Consider the following 16905-nt stretch of genomic DNA (forward strand, 5'->3'; position numbering starts at 1 on the left):
GGCCGCTCAGTCGCCGGTCGTGGGCAGGGACTCGCCGGGCTCGGCGTGGCGGGTGCTCTTGTCCCAGGTGCGCCGACCTGTGAAGTGGTGCCTGTAGGCCATGGGCAGGCTCAGGAACAGCGCGAAGCCGTAGACCGGCAGGCTGGCCAGTGTGAACAGCACGCGCGCGGGCGAGAGGCCGTTCTCACGCTGGTAGCGGGCCACCCACTGCAGCTGCAGGCCGATGTTCAGTGCCGTGATGACCGCGCTGACCGTGGCGTCCAGCACCAGCCCCTGCGTGCCCATCAGCCAGCGCAGGGGCTGGGTCAGCAGCGAGAGCACGATCACGGCGTTCATCCACGGGCTGAGGATGAAATAGGTCAGGTCGAGCCGGGCCAGCCAGGGCACCCGGGAGGCCCACAGGCGCGGCAGGTAGGGCAGGCACTGCATGGTGCCCTGCGTCCAGCGGGCGCGCTGGCGCGAGAACAGGCGCAGATCCGGCAGGCCCTGCTGGGTCACGGCGCTCTCCAGAAAGGCCATGCGGTTCTCCGGGCGGGCCAGGCGCATCTCCAGGCCGCTGGCGAAATCCTCCGAGAGGCAGTCGGGCCAGGCCGGCACGCCGCGGGCGAGCTGGGACGCCAGATACGAGGCCCGCATGAACTGCCCGTTGCCGAACAGGCCCACCGAATGCCAGCGCTCCCGCAGCCGCTGCACGTGGCGGATGATGAAGAACTCCAGATCCTGCTGCTGCTCCAGCATGCGGCCGACCAGGGTGCGGGGGCTCAGGCGGGTCACGCTGGGTCGGATCCGCACGCGGGCCTGCGCGCCCACCACGTGGCCGTCGGCCAGCGCGGCGCGCGCCTCCGCGAGCAGGCCCGGCGTGATCCGGCCGTCGGCGTCCACGACCACGAAGATCTCGCGGCTCAGGTCGGCCCCCGCCGCCTGCAGGGGCGTCAGGAGCTGCTGCACGGCCCAGTTCAGGGCCTGGCCCTTGCCCTCGCGGGCCTGCGGGGCCGTGCGGCTCAGCAGGCTCACCCGGGCGTCCTGCACCGCCAGCCGGGTCATGATGGCGGCGGTGGCGTCGTCGCTGGCGTCGTCGATGACCGCCACGCGCGCCTCGGGGGCCAGTTCGCGCAGGGTCAGCACCGTCGCCCCTATCACCCGCTCCTCGTTCAGCGCCGGGATCAGGAAGGTGAAGTGCAGGGTATCGTCCGGCCGCAGCTGGCGCCGGGGCGTGGGCAGTAGCGCCGACAGAAGCATCTGCAGGAAATACAGGCCCAGCATGACCAGTCCGGCAAGGTCGAGCAGGGTCAACAAGACTGTGAGTGCGTTCGTCAAGGCTCACCCCGAGGGGCCCGGCACCGACCCTGCTGGTCAGGCGAAGCGGCCCGGGCGAGTGCTGGGAACTGTGCTCTCCAGGGTAACGGTTTCAGGATGAGAGCGGCGGCGCCTGCCGCCATCGCGCCTCCAGGCACCCGCCTTGCCGGGCTCGGCCGTGGCTCAGTCTGAACTGAACTGCGCTTCGGCCGGGTGGGCCTCGCGCCTGTGCGGCTCAGCCGGAACGTGGTCGTGCGTCAGTTCGTCGTGGCGTTCACTCTTGTACCAGCCCCGCTGACCGCTGAAATGCCGGATATAGGCCAGCGGCATGTTCAGCAGCAGCGCCGCCGAGTAGATCGGCAGGCTGACCAGGGTGTAGGGCACGGCCGACCACGGCAGCCCACGCTCGGCGCGGTAGCGCAGCGCCCAGTTCAGTTGCAGGGTCAGCGGCAGCAGGGTCAGCCCCAGTCCCGCCCAGCCGGGCAGCGCCAGGCCGTCCCAGCCCGTCAGGCGGCGCAGGAGCTGGCTGCCGATGCTCAGGATCAGGATCAGGTTGAGCCAGGGCGCCAGGATGAAGTAGCTGAAGTCCAGCCGGGTCAGCCCGTGCATGGGGCGCTGCCACAGCCGCGGCAGGTAGCCCAGGCACTGCATGGTGCCCTGTGTCCAGCGTGCCCGCTGCCGGATGAACTGCCCCAGGTCGACCAGCCCCTGCTGCTGCACCTGGGCACTCAGGAAGGCGACGCGGTGGGAGGGATCGTGCAACCTCACCTCGACCGCGCTGGCGAAATCCTCCAGCAGCACGTCGGGCCAGGGCTCCACACCGCGCCTGAGCTGATCGGCGAGGTAGCTGGCGCGCATGCACTGGCCGTTGCCGGTCAGCGAGGCCGTGCCGCCCAGCAGGCGGTAGCGCTGGATGTGGCCGGTGATGAAGGCCTCGAGATCCTGCTGGAACAGCAGCATGCGGCCGGCCGCGCCCCGGGCACCCGCCGGGGCGCCGGTCTGGCGAAAGCGCATCCAGCCCTGCGCGGCCATGACCCGTGGATCGGCGAAGGCGCCGCGCACCTGTGGCGCAAAATCCGTGCCGATCCGGCCGTCGGCGTCCATGACCACGAAGACGGTCTGTGACAGGTCGCGCCCCCGGAGATCAGGGCTGGCGAGCAGGGTGCCGACGGCCCAGTTCAGCGCCTTGCCCTTGTTCTCGCGCGCCTGGGGAAACTCGCGGCGCAGCAGCGTGACCAGTGGGTCGCGGGCGGCAAAGTCCCGCACGATCGAGGTCGTCCAGTCGTCGCTGGCGTCGTCGACGACCACCACGCGCGCCTGCGGCACGGTGGCGCGCAGGTTCTGAACAGTCGCCCCGATGACCTGCTCCTCGTTCAGCGCCGGAATCAGGAACACGATGTCCACCCCGCTGCCCGCCTGTGGAGCCTTTGGGCGCGGCCGGGTGGCACTCAGCACTTGTTGAAGCACGTACGCGGCGAAGAGCAGCAGTCCAAGTACGTCGAGCACGGTCAGCACATTCGTCAAGTTCACCCCGGCAGGCCGGCTCCGGCTGCGCAATCTCGGTACTATGCCGGACAGGTCATGTGGTTGGCCAGGGACAGACGGCCTGGGGTCAGGCTGGTCTGGGTCTGGAGACAAGCGGGACTGAAGTGGAGCGGTGTCCCGTCTCCCCTGGTCTTTATACCCGAGCCGACCGCTTCATGCTGAACGAATTGGGGGAGTGCTGTGGGGGGTGGGCGTGACGTCTGCGCCGGGCCAACCGCGCCGCACCTCGCCCCGTATGCTGTGCCCCATGAGTCTCGTGACCCGCATCGCGCCCAGCCCCACCGGCGACCCCCACGTGGGCACCGCGTACATCGGCCTGTTCAACTTCACCCTGGCCCGCCAGGGTGGCGGCCGCTTCATCCTGCGCATCGAGGACACGGATCGGGGCCGCTATGTGGCCGACAGTGAAACGCGCATCTTCCAGATGATGCAGTGGCTGGGCCTGAGTCCCGACGAATCGCCGCTGCAGGGCGGCCCAGGCGGCCCCTACCGCCAGAGCGAGAGATTTGACCTGTACGGCCAGTACGCCCGGCAACTGGTCGAGTCCGGCCACGCCTACTACGCCTTCGAGACGCCGGAGGAACTGAGCGCCCTGCGGGAGGCGGCGCAGGCCGGCGGGCACGTCATCGCGGTGCCCAGCCGGGAGCTGGAGCCGGCCCAGGCGCAGCGCCGGGTCGATGCGGGCGAGGCCGCCGTGATCCGCCTGAAGGTGCCGCATGACGGCGAGACGGTCGTGAACGACGTGCTGCGCGACCCGATTCATTTCCAGAACCGCGAGATCGACGACAAGGTGCTGCTCAAGGCCGACGGCTTCCCCACCTACCACCTGGCGAACGTGGTCGACGACCGCCTGATGGAGGTCACCCATGTGGTGCGCGCCGAGGAATGGATCACCTCCACGCCGATCCATGTGCTGCTCTACCGCGCCTTCGGCTGGCCCGAGCCCGTCTGGGCGCACATGCCGCTGCTGCGGAACGCCGACAAGTCCAAGATCAGCAAGCGCAAGAACCCGACCAGTGTCGAGTGGTACATGGAGCAGGGCTTCCTGCCCGAGGCCATGCTGAACTTCCTGGCGACCATGGGCTGGACGCACCCGGACGGCCTGGAGATCTTCGATCTGGACGAGTTCGCGCGGGTCTTCCGGCTGCAGGACGTGACGCTGGGGGGCCCGGTCTTCAGCCTGGAGAAGCTGCGCTGGTACAACGGCAAGTACCTGCGCGAGGTGCTCGGCGAGGCCGAGGTCGCCCGCCGCCTGCACGCCTACCTCTCCGGGCACAAGGTCGACCTGCCTGACGACGCCTACTTCCGCGCCGTGACCCGCCTGATGACGCCGCGTATCGAGGTGTTCAGCGAATTCATGGACAAGACGCCCTATTTCTGGTCGGAGAACTACCCGGTCACCGAGAAGGCCCAGGGAGCCATCGACGCGGCCCAGGAACTGCTGCCCGAACTGGCGGCGCGTCTCAAGAACCTGCCGGAGTTCGACGCCCCCAGCATCAAGGCTGCCTTCCACGCCTACGCCGAGGAACAGGGCCTGAAACTGGGCAAGGTGATGCCCCCGGTGCGCGCGGCCGTGGCGGGCACGCTGGAAAGCCCTGATCTGCCCGACCTGCTGGCCACCCTGGGCCGGGAGCGGGTCGTGAGCAGGATCGAGCGGGCCCGGAAGTAGGAGCGCTCGCCCCTGGCCAGAGAGCGAGGCTGATCCCGACCCCAGCGCCCTGCGCCGATCGACTGCCCATGAGAACGCCGCCGACCCTACAGGATCGGCGGTCGCGTTCATCCGGGCTGGGGTTACGGCGCGGGAGGCAGCAGCACCGTGTCGATCACGTGGATGACCCCGTTGCTGGCGGGCACATCCGTCTTCGTGACGGTCGAGTTGCCGTTCAGCGTGACCGTTCCCCCACTGACCGCGATGGTGACGTTCGCGCCGTTCACGGTTTTCGCGCTGGTGAGCTTGACCACATCGGCGGCGAGCACCTTGCCGGGAACCACGTGGTACAGCAGGATCGCCGAGAGCTGCGCCTTGTTCTCGGGTTTGAGCAGGGATTCGAGTGTGGCCGCAGGCAGTTTGGCGAAGGCCGCGTTGGTCGGGGCGAACACGGTGTACGGCCCGGTGCCGTTCAGGGTCTCGGTGAGGCCAGCGGCCGCCAGCGCCGCCTTCAGCGTGCTGAAGTTGGCATCCGCCGCGACGACCCCTGCGATGGTCGGGGTGGTGTCCATCATGGAGCTACAGGAGGTCACGGTCATCAGAAGGGCTGGGCCTACGATTAAAAACGTGCTTTTCATGTTTACTCCTCCAAAACAGCGAATAGCCGAAGGCTTCCCTGAACTCCGCATCGGAGAGTCAGGAAACAGGCACACAAATCATCACTTCGACGCCGATAGTGTAAGCAGAGGCAGGGTTGAGGACGTGTGGGCTCTCATACCATCCCGCCGACGCGGCCATTAGACCGCACCCGACATCAGCACTGTTTCTGCTGTCTGGCATTAAGAGGATCGCGCGATTTTGACCTGGCCCAAAGCGGGGAACGACCGGGGTTCAGCGCTCGGGCCGCGCAGGAGGATCGCCTGCCCCACGGATGAACTTCAGGAATCCAGCCGGGCCGGAGATCGTCAGGGTCTCGCCCTGGAGTTCGTAGCGGGTGGCCGAACCGAGCAGGAACGTGAAGTCCTCCCGCAGGCTCAGCGCGTGATCCGGGCAGCGGTCGCTGGAGCCGGCGTCGATCCCCCGGATCACGATGCTCTGCCCCCGCACGCGCACGCTGGCCTTCAGGGGGCTGCAGCCGGTGGTGCCGGTCAGGGAGGGGCCGGTCAGACTGGGGCCGGAGAGCCGGAGGCTGGGCCGGGTCAGCCGCCGTCCCGGCGCGATGGACACGCCACCCAGCGACAGCGAGGTCAGTGTCCAGATGGTGTCGCCCAGGGCCAGGGCAGGCGGTGTCATGGCGGCTCCTCCGGGGCCGGCGGCTCCCGGCCCACCTCCGAAGGTCAGGGCCAGCAGGGCGAGCAGCGGCAGCATGACCCATAGTGCGCCACTTCGGGCACGCCAGCGGTCCGGGCCGAGGGTGTACCCGCCCCCACGCGGCGCGTAGAATGCAGCCGAACGCTCGTTAGGAGGGCCTCACTGATGGACGACCGCCGAATTCGGGTCTTGATCGCCAAACCGGGCATGGACGGCCACGACCGGGGCGCCAAGGTCGTGGCCCGCGCCCTGCGCGACGCGGGCATGGAAGTGATCTACACGGGGCTGCGCCAGACCGCCGAGATGATCGTGAACGCCGCTGTGCAAGAAGACGTGGACGCCATCGGCCTGAGCGTGCTCTCGGGCGCCCACATGCACTATTTCCGCGAGGTCATGGCGCTGCTGAAAGAACGCGGCGCCGAGGACATCATCGTGTTCGGCGGCGGGATCATCCCGGATCAGGACCTGCCGAAATTGGAGGAGCTGGGCGTGGGCAAGGTCTTCACGCCGGGCGCCAGCACCCAGGACGCCGCCGCCTACCTGCGGGACGCCGCGAGGCAGCGCTGGCAGGCCCAGGGCGAGGCGTGAGCCGTCTGCCGTCCCTGATGACCCATGAGTGAGGCCACCTCCGCCCCGGCCGCCCGGCTGGATCTGGGGCGGCTCTTTCCGCTGTATCTGGCGCAGGCCCTGGCGACCGGCGCGACCACGGTCAGCACGGTGCTCTCCAGCCTGATCATGTCGGGGCTGGGCAGCGAGAGCCTGGCCGGGCTACCCAGCACGCTGATCCAGGCCTCGGCGGCGCTCTCCGCCGGGGCCTTCGGCGCGCTGATGCTGCGCTCGGGGCGACGGCTGGGGCTGGGGCTGGCCTTCACGCTGGGAGCGCTGGGCGCGGCCGTGGGCTTCCTCGGCGCCCGCGCCGGCCTGATGGGACTGTTCCTGCTGGGCGCGGCCATGATGGGCGGCGCCCAGGGCGGCTACCAGCAGGCCCGCTACGCCGCCGCCGAGAGCGTGCCCGAAGCCCGGCGCGGCACCGCCCTGGGCGCCCTGATGCTGATGAGCGTGCTGGGCTCGTTCTTGGTTACCGGCTTCTCGCGGCCCATCGAGGGGCTGGGCGGCCTGCTGGGCACCACCGCCGAGGTCGCCGGCTGGCTGGTCGGCGGCAGCCTGCTGGGCGTGGCGGCCGGGCTGATGCTGGCGTGGCGGCCCCTTCAGGCGCCGGCGCTGGGAGCGAAGACGGCGCGGCTCTCCATGCGGGCCGCCTTCGCCATTCCGGGGGTGCGCTCCACCGCCCTGGCCCTGGCGACCGCGCAGGGCGTAATGGTCACGCTGATGAGCCTCACGCCGCTGCGGGCCCACCACATGGGCGTGGAGCACGCGGGGGTGGCAGCGCTGATCTCGGGGCACATCCTGGGCATGTTCGGCTTCGGCTGGCTGACCGGGCCGCTGATCGACCGCTTCGGCCTGCGCCTGGGCTACGTGGGCGGCGCGGCGCTGCTGCTGTCGGCGGCCCTCACGGCCGCGCTGCCGGGCACCGTCTGGCTGGGCGTGAGCATGTTCCTGCTGGGCCTGGGCTGGAACCTGGCCTTCGTGGCGGGCTCCAAGGCCCTGACCCGCTTTCCGGCCGTGCAGGGCGTCACGGACGGCCTGGGCTACGTGGCCTCGGGCCTGGGCACGCTGCTGGGCGGGGTGATCATCGCCCGCGCCGGCTTCACCACTCTGGCGGCCCTGTGCGCCCTCTGGGCGCTGCTGCCGCTGTTCAGCGCGTGGCGGGTGCGCCCGGCCGCGCCGGTCAGTACAGCCCGGGGATAAAGCGCCTCACGCGGGCGCGGTAGGCGGCGTACTCGGGAAACCGCCCCAGCAGCGCCGCTTCCTCGTGGTCGGCCTTGAAGTGGAACAGCACGCCCAGCGCGGCCGTCCAGCCCAGCGCCACACCGCTCCCCCGGTAGACACCCCAGCCCACGGCGGCGAGCAGCAGCGCTGCATAGATGGGGTGTCGCACGACGCTGTAGGCCCCGCCCGTGACCAGGTGCCCGCCTGGCAGGGGCTCCGGCAACGGCGTCAGGTTGCGGCCCCCGCGCAGGCCCAGCGCCCCTCCGGCGAGCATCAGCGCCAGCCCGAGCACTGAACCTCGCCGGCCCGACCTCGCCCCGCTCAGGCCGATCAGAAAGAGCAGTAGAACCTGCCCGACCACGAACGCGCCGCCCCGCGCCATGAAAGCCGACACTGCACGGTCTTGCCCTGGACTGCGCATGCCTGGAGTGTACGCGCCGCTGGGTATTGGACGGTCTGTGTGGGAACGAAAAAACCTCCGGGCGCTGTCGCCGGAGGCTCCTCGTCCACATCCTGCCTGCTCAGCCTGCCTGCTCAGCCGAAGCGGCCGCTGATGTACGCCTCGGTGCGCTCGTCGCGCGGGGAGGTGAAGATCTGGTCGGTGACGCCGTGCTCGACCAAGTCGCCCACCAGGAAAAAGGAGGTGGTGTCGCTCACGCGCGCCGCCTGATGCATGTTGTGGGTCACGATCACGATGGTGGCGATCTGCTTAAGCCCCTGCATCAGATCCTCGATACGGGCGGTGCTGGCGGGGTCGAGGGCACTGGTGGGCTCGTCCATCAGCAGGATCTCGGGCTCCACGGCCAGCGCGCGGGCGATACACAGCCGCTGCTGCTGCCCGCCGGACAGGCCGGTGGCCGGCGCCTTGAGGCGGTCTTTGACCTCGTCCCAGAGAGCGGCGCCCTTGAGGCTGCGCTCGGCGACCTCCATGAGCTGGTCGCGGTTGCGGACGCCCGCCAGCTTCAGGCCCGAGACCACGTTCTCGAAGACGCTCATGGTGGGAAAGGGATTGGGCTTCTGGAAGACCATGCCCACCCGGCGGCGCATGCTCACCGGATCGACGCCGGGGTCGTAGATATCCTGGCCGTCCAGCAGGATCTTTCCGGTCACGCGGGCGCCGGGGGTCAGGTCGTGCATGCGGTTGATGGCGCGCAGGAAGGTGGTCTTGCCGCAGCCGGACGGGCCGATCAGGGCGTTCACGGTGCCGCGCTGCACGTCCAGATTCACGTTTTTCACGGCGTGGTTGGCGCTGTAGTAGATGTTCACGTCTTGCGCGCTGAGCAGGGGGGTCATGGAAGGGCGTCTCCTTGGATGCGGTGCAGCTGAGAGCTTTGAGCTATGGGCTATGAGCAACACAGGGACTGGTGGTGGCTCAGAGCCCACAGCTCAGAGCCCCAGTCCCCTATCTGCGGCGGCTGAAGCGGCGGGCCAGCAGGCTGGTCACGAAGATCAGGCTGATCAGCAGCAGGGCGCCGGCCTTCGCCAGCCGCTGGTTCTCGTCGTAGGCGCTGGTGGCGCCCCGGTAGATTTCCAGGGGCAGGGCGCTCATGGGCTTACCGGGGTCGAGGTTCACGTTCGGGTTGCCGAAGGCGGTGAACAGCAGCGGCGCGGCCTCGCCCGCCACCCGCGCCAGCGCCAGCATGATCCCGGTGATGATGCCCCCGGCCGCCGCCGGCAGCACGATCCGCAGCGTGACCAGCCATTTGGGCAGCCCCAGCGCCAGCCCGGCCTCGCGCACCGTCTGGGGTACCAGTTTGAGCACTTCCTCGCTGGTTCGCACCACGATGGGAATCATCAGGAAGCCCAGTGCCAGCGCGCCCGCGAAGCCCGAGAAGCCGAACTGCAGCACGATCAGGCCGTAGGCGACCAGGCCCATGACGATGGCCGGAATGCCGGCCAGCACGTCGCTGAGCATCCTGATACTGGGCATCAGCGGGTGGCGCGGGTACTCCGAGAGGAAGATGCCGCCCGAGACCCCCACCAGCACGCCGATCACCGAGGCCATCAGCAGCATCTGCACCGAGCCGGTGATGGCGTTGAGCAGCCCGCCGCCAGTCTCGCCCTCTGGGGCCGGCACCTTGGTGAAGAAGTCGGCGTTCATGGCGCCCAGGCCCTCGCGCAGCAGGTAGATGAAGATCAGCACCAGCGGCGCCACCACGACCAGGGTCGCCACCAGGATCAGCGCCCCCATGATCAGGTTCTGGGCGCGGCGGGCCGGACTGAGCCGCGTGGGCGCGTTGGCGCGTGCAGGGGTGGCGGCGCTCATCACAGGATGCCCTTGGGCGTCAGGCGGGCGATGATCAGCCGGGCCACGTAGTTCACGGCCACGCTCAGGAAGAACAGGCTCAGGCCCAGCGTGACGACCGAGGAGCGGTGCAGCCGTTCCTGCGCGTCGCCGAACTGGTTGGCGATGACGGACGCCATGGTGCTGGCGCCGCCGAACAGGCTCTTGAGGAGTTCCTGGGAATCCCCGATCACCATCGCCACGGCCAGGGTCTCACCCAGCGCGCGGCCCAGCGCCAGGATCACGCCGCCCATGATGCCGGCGCGGGCGTAGGGCAGGATGGCGCGCGAGATGACTTCCCATTTGGTGGCTCCCAGCGCATACATCGCCTCGCGCTGGTCGGCGGGCACCAGCCGGATCACGTCGCGGGCCACCGAGGCGGTGTAGGGCAGGATCATCACGGTCAGGATGATGATCGCCAGCGCCAGCCCGCGCCCGTCGAAGGTACTGGGCACGAAGAAGCACTGCAGCGTGGTCTGTCCCTGATCCCAGAGGTTCTTGCAGGCCGTGTAGGTCGCCACCTTGTCGGGCTGGGCGAAGAAGCCCTGCTCCCAGCGGCTCAGGATGGGCGCGATCACGAACAGCGCCCACAGGCCGTACACCACGCTGGGCACGGCGGCCAGCAGCTCGATCAGGTAGCCGACCGGGTTTGCCAGCCACTTCGGGGCGTACTCAGCGACGAACAGTGCGCTGGCGATCGCCAGGGGCACGCTGATCACCAGCGCCGCCAGACTGGTCACCAGCGTGCCCGTGATCATCGACACCGCGCCGAAGGAGTTGTTCACCGGATTCCACGTCCGCTCGGTGAAAAAGCGCCAGCCGAACTGCTGCAGGGCGGGCCACGACTCCTTGGCGAGCTGCCAGATGCTGGTCAGGAACACCAGCACGATCACCGAGGCGAGCGCCAGGATCACCACCTCGAAGGTGCGGTCGCTGCGGCTGGACAGGCCACGGCGCGGGGCGGGTTTGGCAGGTTCACTCATGGGGTCATGACCTCGGCAGGCATCTGGCGCACAGTTCACTCTGGATTCGTCAGGGGGAAGTCAGCCCGGTGTCCGGCGCCCGCGGATCGCCGCGCTGCGCCGCCTCCAGCGCTCCAGTCCTCTTACACAGCAAACAGGCGGCCTCCACATGGAAGGCCGCCCCACAGAGATCCAGTTCAGGTCAGATCTTCTTGCCGTCGAAGGTCAGCGAGTTGATCAGCGCTTTGGCCTTGCTGGACACGTTGTCGGGGAGTTTGGCGTAGTCCAGGGGCTCGTTGAACTGCTGGCCCGTGGTGACCATCCAGGTCAGCATCTTCTTCAGGGCCGCCGCCTGGGCCGCCGTGCGGTTGCCGTACTTCTGCTCCTTGTAGAAGATCAGGTAGGTGAAGCTGGCAATCGGGTAGGCGTCGGCGTTGGCCGAGTTGGTCAGCGAAACGCGGGTGTCGGCGGGAATCACGACGCCCCTGGCCGCCTGGGCAGCGGGGCCGTTGTCGGCCAGCACGAACTTGCCGGCGCGGTTCTGCACGGAGCCGAAGGGCAGCTTGTTCTGCTTGGCGTACACCAGTTCCACGTACCCGATCGCGCCGGGCGTGCTCTTGACCACACCGGCCACGCCGTCGTTGCCCCGGGCGCCGGTGCCGACCGGCCACTGCAGCGAGTTGCCCACGCCGACCTTGCTCTTCCACTCGGTGCTGACCTTGGACAGGTAGTCCGCGAACACGAAGGTCGTGCCCGAGCCGTCGGAGCGGCGGGCCACCGTGATGGGCAGCGGGGGGATGGTCACGCCGGGGTTCAGGGCGGCGATGGCCTTGTCGTTCCAGGTCTTGATCTTACCCAGGTAGATGTCGGCGAGCACCTTGCCGGTGAACTTCAGGGGCTCAGTCACGCCGGGCAGGTTGTAGGCGGGCACCACGGCGCCGATGGCGGTGGGGATATGCACCAGCGCGGCGGGCGCAGCCTTCATCGACTCGTCGCTCATGGGGTTGTCGGAGCCGGCGAAGTCCACGGTGCGCTCGGTGATCTGCTTCTGGCCGGCGCCGCTGCCGACCGACTGGTAGTTCACATCGACGCCGCTTTCCTTCTTGTACTCGGCGAACATCTTGGAGTACAGCGGGAAGGGGAAGCTGGCGCCCGCGCCGGTCAGGCTCTGCGCGGAGGCGGAGGTTACGACAAGGGCCAGGCCCAGGAGGAAGGTCTTCTTCATACGTCATAGCCTGCCGAAGGTTTGTCAGCGGGCGGTCAAGGCCTGTCATGGCGATGTCAGGGCCGTGGCCTCCCAGCCCGGCTTCCCGAGCCGGGGGCGGGGCCTGAGGCCCCACATACCCCTCCGTCCGCTGGATTCGGGCGCATTCGTCAGCTCCGCTTCAGGGTCAGCTCACACCGGGCACATGAAACCCCCGCCGGCGAGGGCGGGGGCGTTCATTCATCTGACCGTCGTCAACGGTTCCGATATCGCTTGGCGGAACGGGAGAGATTCGAACTCTCGAACAGGTTGCCCCGTTACACACTTTCCAGGCGTGCTCCTTCAACCACTCGGACACCGTTCCAGCGCTGAGCAGATTAGCAAGGGGGGGGAGGAAAATCAAACCCGCGGCCAGGGGGGCGTGTCAGGGGACAGTCCGCGGAACTGCCCTAGAATCCGGGCGTGATCCTCCTGACCGTGCTCGCCCTGCTCGCCTCGTATCTGCTGGGGGCCATTCCGGCGGCCGCCTGGGTGGCCCGTGGGCGCGGTGTGGACATCCGCAAGGTGGGCAGCGGCAACAGCGGCGCCACCAACGTGCTGCGCTCGCTGGGCAAGGGCCCGGCGCTGACCGTGGCCCTCTTCGACATCCTGAAGGGCGGGCTGGCGGTGTGGCTGGCGCGCACCCTGGGGCTGGAGCCGGGCTGGGACGGGCTGTGTGGGCTGGCGGCCGTGCTCGGGCATAATTTCAGCCCCTTCCTGCGATTCCGGGGCGGCAAGGGCGTGGCGACCAGCTTCGGCACCATCGCGGCGCTCGATCCGCTGGTGGGGGCCAGCGTGTTCGTGCTGGGTATCGCCACCATGTGGCTGACCCGTTTCGTCAGCGCGGGCAGCATCCTCGGGGCGGTGGGCGCCGGGCTGATGGTGCTGGTGCTGAACCGGCCGTGGTGGCTCAGCGCCGTGGTGATCGTGCTGGCGGCCCTGCTGATCGTCCAGCACCGTGAGAATGTCCGCAAGCTGCAGGCCGGCACCGAGCGGCGGCTGGGCGAGCGGGTGGATGAACAGGTGAACTGAGCCGGCCCCTGGAGCAGTTTCGCCTTCCGGTGGTTCCGGCGCGTTATCCTGTGCGGGCACCACAACCTGACCGTCATCAACCCTGTGCGGCGGCCCGACGCCGTTTCATCATCGCCCAGTCCCGTTCCCGTTCCCGATCCGTTCAGCCCCGGAGTCATCCATGCCCGCCAGGATTCGTATTTATGGCCAGGAAGCCGTGTTCAGTGAGGGCCGCTGGATCTGCGAGGACGAGAGCCTGCAGGCCATGTTGCAGGCACTGGCCGACCCGCGGGCGCTGAGCGAGGAGGCCGAGCAGGAGCACGCCCGCTACGCCGCCGGGCGCTACGGCGGCCTGGTCGCCACTGCACTGGGCTGGGAGGCCGCGCCGCACCCGGAGGCCGAGATCAAGCTGGAGGACTTCGCCCCGGCACGGAACCCCGAGCGCGCCGGCTGGCTCAGCTTCATGCGAAAGCGCAAGTAGCGCCCTCCACGAACGCGGCATAGGCAGCCGCCTTGACCACGCCCCCGCCAGCGTCTACCCTGACACGCATGAACGCCCGCGCGACCACCATCACTCCCTAGGGGCGGTGTCGTGAGGACAGCCGCCCGCAGGACATGCGCGGCGGTTTTTTCGTGGAAGGAGTGATCATGCGCGTAGCCATCGTCGGAGCCACCGGAGCTGTAGGACACGAACTCATGCAGGTGCTGGAGAGCCGCCTGAAGTTCGACGAGCTGCTGCTGTACGCCTCGCCGCGCAGCGCCGGAAGCAGACTGACCTTTGGGGGCCAGGAACTCACCGTGCAGGTCACCCCGGAGGGGCCCATCGACGCCGACGTGATCCTGGCGAGCGCGGGCGGCAGCGTGAGCAAGGCGCTCGCCCACAGGTGGATCGAGGGCGGCGGCGTGGTGATCGACAACTCCAGCGCCTTCCGCTACGACGCCCAGGTGCCGCTGGTCGTGCCCGAGGTGAACGGCGAGGCCGCGCTGAGCCACCGGGGCATCATCGCCAACCCGAACTGCACGACCGCCATCGCTGTGGTCGCCGTGGCGCCCATCCACCGCGAGTACGGCGTCAAGCGCATGATCGTCAGCACCTACCAGGCCACCTCCGGCGCCGGCCAGAAGGGCATGGACGAGCTGTTGGAGCAGACGCGCGTGCAGCTGGAGGGCGGGCAGGCGACCCACGAGGTCTTCGCCCACCCGATCCCCTTCAACGTCATCCCGCACATCGACGCCTTCCAGGACAACGGCTACACCAAAGAAGAGATGAAGGTGGTCTGGGAGACCCACAAGATCATCGGCGACAGCTCCATCCGGGTGAGCTGCACCGCCGTGCGGATTCCCACCCTGCGCACCCATTCGGAGGCCATCACGCTGGAGCTGGAGCGGCCCGCCACCCCGGCGCAGATCCGCGAGCTGCTCGCCCGCTCGGCCGGCGTGGAGGTGCGCGACGATCCCGCCGCGGGGCTCTACCCGATGCCCCTGACCGCCTCCGGCAAGTACGACGTGGAGGTCGGCCGCATCCGCGAGTCGCTGGTCTTCGACGGCGGGATCGACCTGTTCGTGTCGGGCGATCAGCTCCTCAAGGGCGCCGCACTGAACGCCGTGCAGATCGCGGAATACCTGCAGGAGAAGGGCGCGCTGAAAGAGCGGCAGCGGGTCTGAACCATAGCGGTCTGGAGGGGCGGCCGCGCAGAATTCCGCAGGCGCGGGGTCGCCTTCCGACCTGGGGTTGGCCCCCTCCCTTGACCCCAGCCCCCCACCCCTGTACTCTCCCCCCCATGAGCGAGCAGACAGCCCCCCACACCCTGCGTGTGGGTGCGGGCCTGCCCGTGCTCCCGCCACCCTTTGGGGTGTAACTCCGCCAAGACAGACCATGCGCGGTTTACACGCGCCGGCTTGACGTTTTTACACTCCAATCGAGGTCGAGATGCGGGTATCACAGGGACTCTTCCGCACCTGGCGGGAAGCGCCCACGGGCGCCGAGACGCGCGGCATCACCATGTTGCTGCGCGCCGGGTACGTTCATAAACTGGGCAGTGGGCTGTACACGAACCTGCCGCTGATGCAGCGCACGCAGGCGAAGCTGGAGGCGCTGATCCGTGAGGAACTCCCTCGCGTGGCGCAGGAGGTCAGTTTCCCGGTGCTGCAGCCGGGAGCGCTCTGGCAGGAGTCGGGGCGCTGGGACGGCTACACGCAGCCGGGGGGCATCATGTTCAGCCTGCGCGACCGGACCGGGCGGGCGCTGGCGCTGGGCCCCACCCACGAGGAGGTGGCGGTGGCCACAGTTCGGGAACTCGTGCGGAGCCGGCGCGACCTGCCGGTCAGCCTGTTCCAGATCGGACGCAAGTTCCGCGACGAGCTGCGGCCCCGCTCCGGTCTGCTGCGAACGTGCGAATTCACCATGAAGGACGGCTACTCCTTCCACGCCACCCCAGGGGAACTGGCCACACACTTTGAGGACATGGCGGGCGCCTATGCCCGCATCCTGACCCGCCTGGGCCTGCAGTGGCGGGCGGTGGACGCCGACAGCGGCTCCATCGGCGGCAGCGCCAGCCGTGAATTCACGGTGCTCTCGGAGGTGGGCGAGGACGAGGTGCTGTACACCGACGACGGCCTCTACGCGGCGAATGCCGAGCGGGCGGTGTCGCGGGCTGCGGAAGCTCCGCCCAGTCCGTTCCAGGGCTTCGCCCGGCACCACACCCCCGGCACCGTGACCGTCGCCTCGGCCTGCGCGGCGCTGGGCTGCGAGGCCGCCCACATGCTCAAGAACGTCCTGTACGACGCGGCCTTCCTGACCGCTGACGGCGAGCGGCGCCGGGTGCCGGTGCTGGTCAGCCTGCGGGGCAACCATACGGTCAATCCGGTCAAGCTCTGGAACGCCGTGCAGGAGCGGGAAGAGGGCACCCTGCTGAGTCTGGAGGTGGCGCAGACCGGGCAGTGGGCCGCCTCTCCCCTGCCCCTGGGCTTTCTGGCCCCCGATCTGCCGGACACGGTGATCGCGCGCCGGGAGGGCCTGCAGCCGGCCTTCCTGCGGCTATGCGACCTGGCCGGGGCGGATCTGCGCGACTTCGCCACCGGCGGGAACGAGCCGGACATCCACGTCAGCGGCGCGAACTGGGGCGCCGACTACGCGCTGCCGGAGGTCGCGGATCTCCGGCAGGCTCAGCCGGGCGAGGCGAGCGTACACGACCCGCGGCAACCCCTGCGCTCGGCCCGCGGGATCGAGGTCGGGCACGTGTTTCAGCTGGGCACGCGCTACACGGCCGCCATGAACGCCACCTTCGTCGACACGGGCGTCAATACGGGCGTCGGCGCGGACGGCGCGGCCCACCCACTGCAGATGGGCTGCTACGGCATCGGCGTCAGCCGGCTCGTGCAGGCCGTGGCGGAACAGCTGGCCGACGACCGGGGCCTGAGCTGGCCGGACGTGATCGCGCCCTACCACGTCCTCCTGACGGTGGTGGATGGAGGCGATGCCGCACAGGTGGACGCCGCCGAGGCCCTGTACCGCATGCTGCGGGCCGCCGGTCTGGACGTGCTGCTGGACGACCGGCCGGAGCGGGCCGGGATCAAGTTCGCCGACGCCGACCTGTGGGGCATTCCCTACCGGGTCACGCTGGGCCGGGCGCTGAAGGAGGGGCAGGTCGAGATCAGGGTCAGGCGCAGCGGCGAGGAGCACCGGCTGGCGCCAGAGGAGGTGCCGGACTGGCTGGCCGCGCGGCTGGACTGGCAACGCGGCTGAGCTGACGCTGGGGGTTGACCTTGGGTGCCG

At 69.2% G+C, this 16905-nt stretch carries 16 protein-coding genes and 1 tRNA gene; 7 read left to right on the plus strand and 10 right to left on the minus strand.

Annotation, left to right across the window (positions count from 1 at the left end; all coding sequences use genetic code 11):
• Positions 1 to 6: 6 nt before the first annotated feature.
• Together CVO96_RS04005 and CVO96_RS04010 are read right to left on the minus strand one after the other, a co-directional pair.
• Positions 7 to 1317, minus strand: coding sequence for a glycosyltransferase (locus CVO96_RS04005; protein ID WP_243398153.1), 1311 nt, complete (start codon positions 1315 to 1317; stop codon positions 7 to 9).
• Positions 1318 to 1479: 162 nt separating this feature from the next.
• On the minus strand, positions 1480 to 2826 hold the full coding sequence (locus CVO96_RS04010) for a glycosyltransferase (RefSeq protein WP_243398154.1): 1347 nt from the start codon (positions 2824 to 2826) through the stop codon (positions 1480 to 1482).
• Between the two features lie 262 nt (positions 2827 to 3088).
• Between CVO96_RS04010 and gltX the strand changes: the two genes are divergently transcribed.
• Positions 3089 to 4510 carry a glutamate--tRNA ligase gene (gltX, locus tag CVO96_RS04015; protein ID WP_165795198.1) on the plus strand — a complete coding sequence of 474 codons (1422 nt, stop codon included), beginning with the start codon at positions 3089 to 3091 and terminating at the stop codon, positions 4508 to 4510.
• A gap of 122 nt (positions 4511 to 4632) precedes the next feature.
• Here gltX and CVO96_RS04020 read toward each other — a convergent pair whose 3' ends face one another.
• Both CVO96_RS04020 and CVO96_RS04025 read right to left on the minus strand, forming a co-directional pair.
• A complete protein-coding gene (locus CVO96_RS04020; protein ID WP_243398155.1) occupies positions 4633 to 5088 on the minus strand; it encodes a fasciclin domain-containing protein in 456 nt (151 codons plus the stop codon).
• A gap of 292 nt (positions 5089 to 5380) precedes the next feature.
• Positions 5381 to 5857, minus strand: coding sequence for an META domain-containing protein (locus tag CVO96_RS04025; protein ID WP_103310603.1), 477 nt, complete (start codon positions 5855 to 5857; stop codon positions 5381 to 5383).
• A gap of 108 nt (positions 5858 to 5965) precedes the next feature.
• On the opposite strand from CVO96_RS04025, the gene CVO96_RS04030 reads away from it, so the two are divergent.
• Positions 5966 to 6388 (plus strand): cobalamin B12-binding domain-containing protein, encoded by a 423-nt coding sequence (locus tag CVO96_RS04030; RefSeq protein ID WP_103310605.1) that lies wholly within the window; start codon positions 5966 to 5968, stop codon positions 6386 to 6388.
• Between the two features lie 24 nt (positions 6389 to 6412).
• Entirely contained in the window at positions 6413 to 7609 is a 1197-nt protein-coding gene (locus CVO96_RS04035; RefSeq protein ID WP_103310608.1) for an MFS transporter, read from the plus strand.
• Here the strand turns inward: CVO96_RS04035 and CVO96_RS04040 are convergent.
• The 6 genes from CVO96_RS04040 to CVO96_RS04065 all read right to left on the minus strand — a co-directional run bounded on the left by CVO96_RS04040 (position 7590) and on the right by CVO96_RS04065 (position 12444).
• Entirely contained in the window at positions 7590 to 8051 is a 462-nt protein-coding gene (locus tag CVO96_RS04040) for a methyltransferase family protein (RefSeq protein WP_207795274.1), read from the minus strand. The genes CVO96_RS04035 and CVO96_RS04040 overlap by 20 nt on opposite strands.
• A 113-nt stretch (positions 8052 to 8164) precedes the next feature.
• Positions 8165 to 8923, minus strand: coding sequence for a phosphate ABC transporter ATP-binding protein PstB (gene pstB / locus CVO96_RS04045; protein ID WP_103310611.1), 759 nt, complete (start codon positions 8921 to 8923; stop codon positions 8165 to 8167).
• 109 nt (positions 8924 to 9032) lie between these two features.
• Positions 9033 to 9896: a phosphate ABC transporter permease PstA gene (gene pstA / locus CVO96_RS04050; protein WP_103310613.1), complete on the minus strand. Its 864-nt coding sequence runs from the start codon at positions 9894 to 9896 to the stop codon at positions 9033 to 9035.
• Complete coding sequence (gene pstC / locus CVO96_RS04055) at positions 9896 to 10897, minus strand: phosphate ABC transporter permease subunit PstC (protein ID WP_103310615.1); 1002 nt, start codon at positions 10895 to 10897, stop codon at positions 9896 to 9898. Before pstC ends, pstA begins: the two co-directional genes overlap by 1 nt.
• Before the next feature lie 181 nt (positions 10898 to 11078).
• The gene (gene pstS, locus CVO96_RS04060; protein WP_103310617.1) at positions 11079 to 12101 is read right to left on the minus strand and encodes a phosphate ABC transporter substrate-binding protein PstS; all 1023 of its coding nucleotides are present in this window, start codon (positions 12099 to 12101) and stop codon (positions 11079 to 11081) included.
• A 253-nt stretch (positions 12102 to 12354) separates the two neighbouring features.
• Positions 12355 to 12444, minus strand: a tRNA-Ser gene (locus CVO96_RS04065).
• Between the two features lie 98 nt (positions 12445 to 12542).
• On the opposite strand from CVO96_RS04065, the gene plsY reads away from it, so the two are divergent.
• The 4 genes from plsY to CVO96_RS04085 all read left to right on the plus strand — a co-directional run bounded on the left by plsY (position 12543) and on the right by CVO96_RS04085 (position 16875).
• Positions 12543 to 13151, plus strand: a complete 609-nt coding sequence (plsY, locus tag CVO96_RS04070; RefSeq protein WP_103310619.1) for a glycerol-3-phosphate 1-O-acyltransferase PlsY — start codon at positions 12543 to 12545, stop codon at positions 13149 to 13151.
• 160 nt (positions 13152 to 13311) lie between these two features.
• Positions 13312 to 13611, plus strand: coding sequence for a hypothetical protein (locus CVO96_RS04075; RefSeq protein WP_103310621.1), 300 nt, complete (start codon positions 13312 to 13314; stop codon positions 13609 to 13611).
• A gap of 167 nt (positions 13612 to 13778) precedes the next feature.
• On the plus strand, positions 13779 to 14795 hold the full coding sequence (locus CVO96_RS04080) for an aspartate-semialdehyde dehydrogenase (protein ID WP_103313289.1): 1017 nt from the start codon (positions 13779 to 13781) through the stop codon (positions 14793 to 14795).
• A 265-nt stretch (positions 14796 to 15060) separates the two neighbouring features.
• A complete protein-coding gene (locus tag CVO96_RS04085; protein ID WP_103310623.1) occupies positions 15061 to 16875 on the plus strand; it encodes a proline--tRNA ligase in 1815 nt (604 codons plus the stop codon).
• Positions 16876 to 16905 lie beyond the last annotated feature (30 nt).

Source organism: Deinococcus koreensis (genome assembly GCF_002901445.1).
GTDB lineage: Bacteria > Deinococcota > Deinococci > Deinococcales > Deinococcaceae > Deinococcus > Deinococcus koreensis.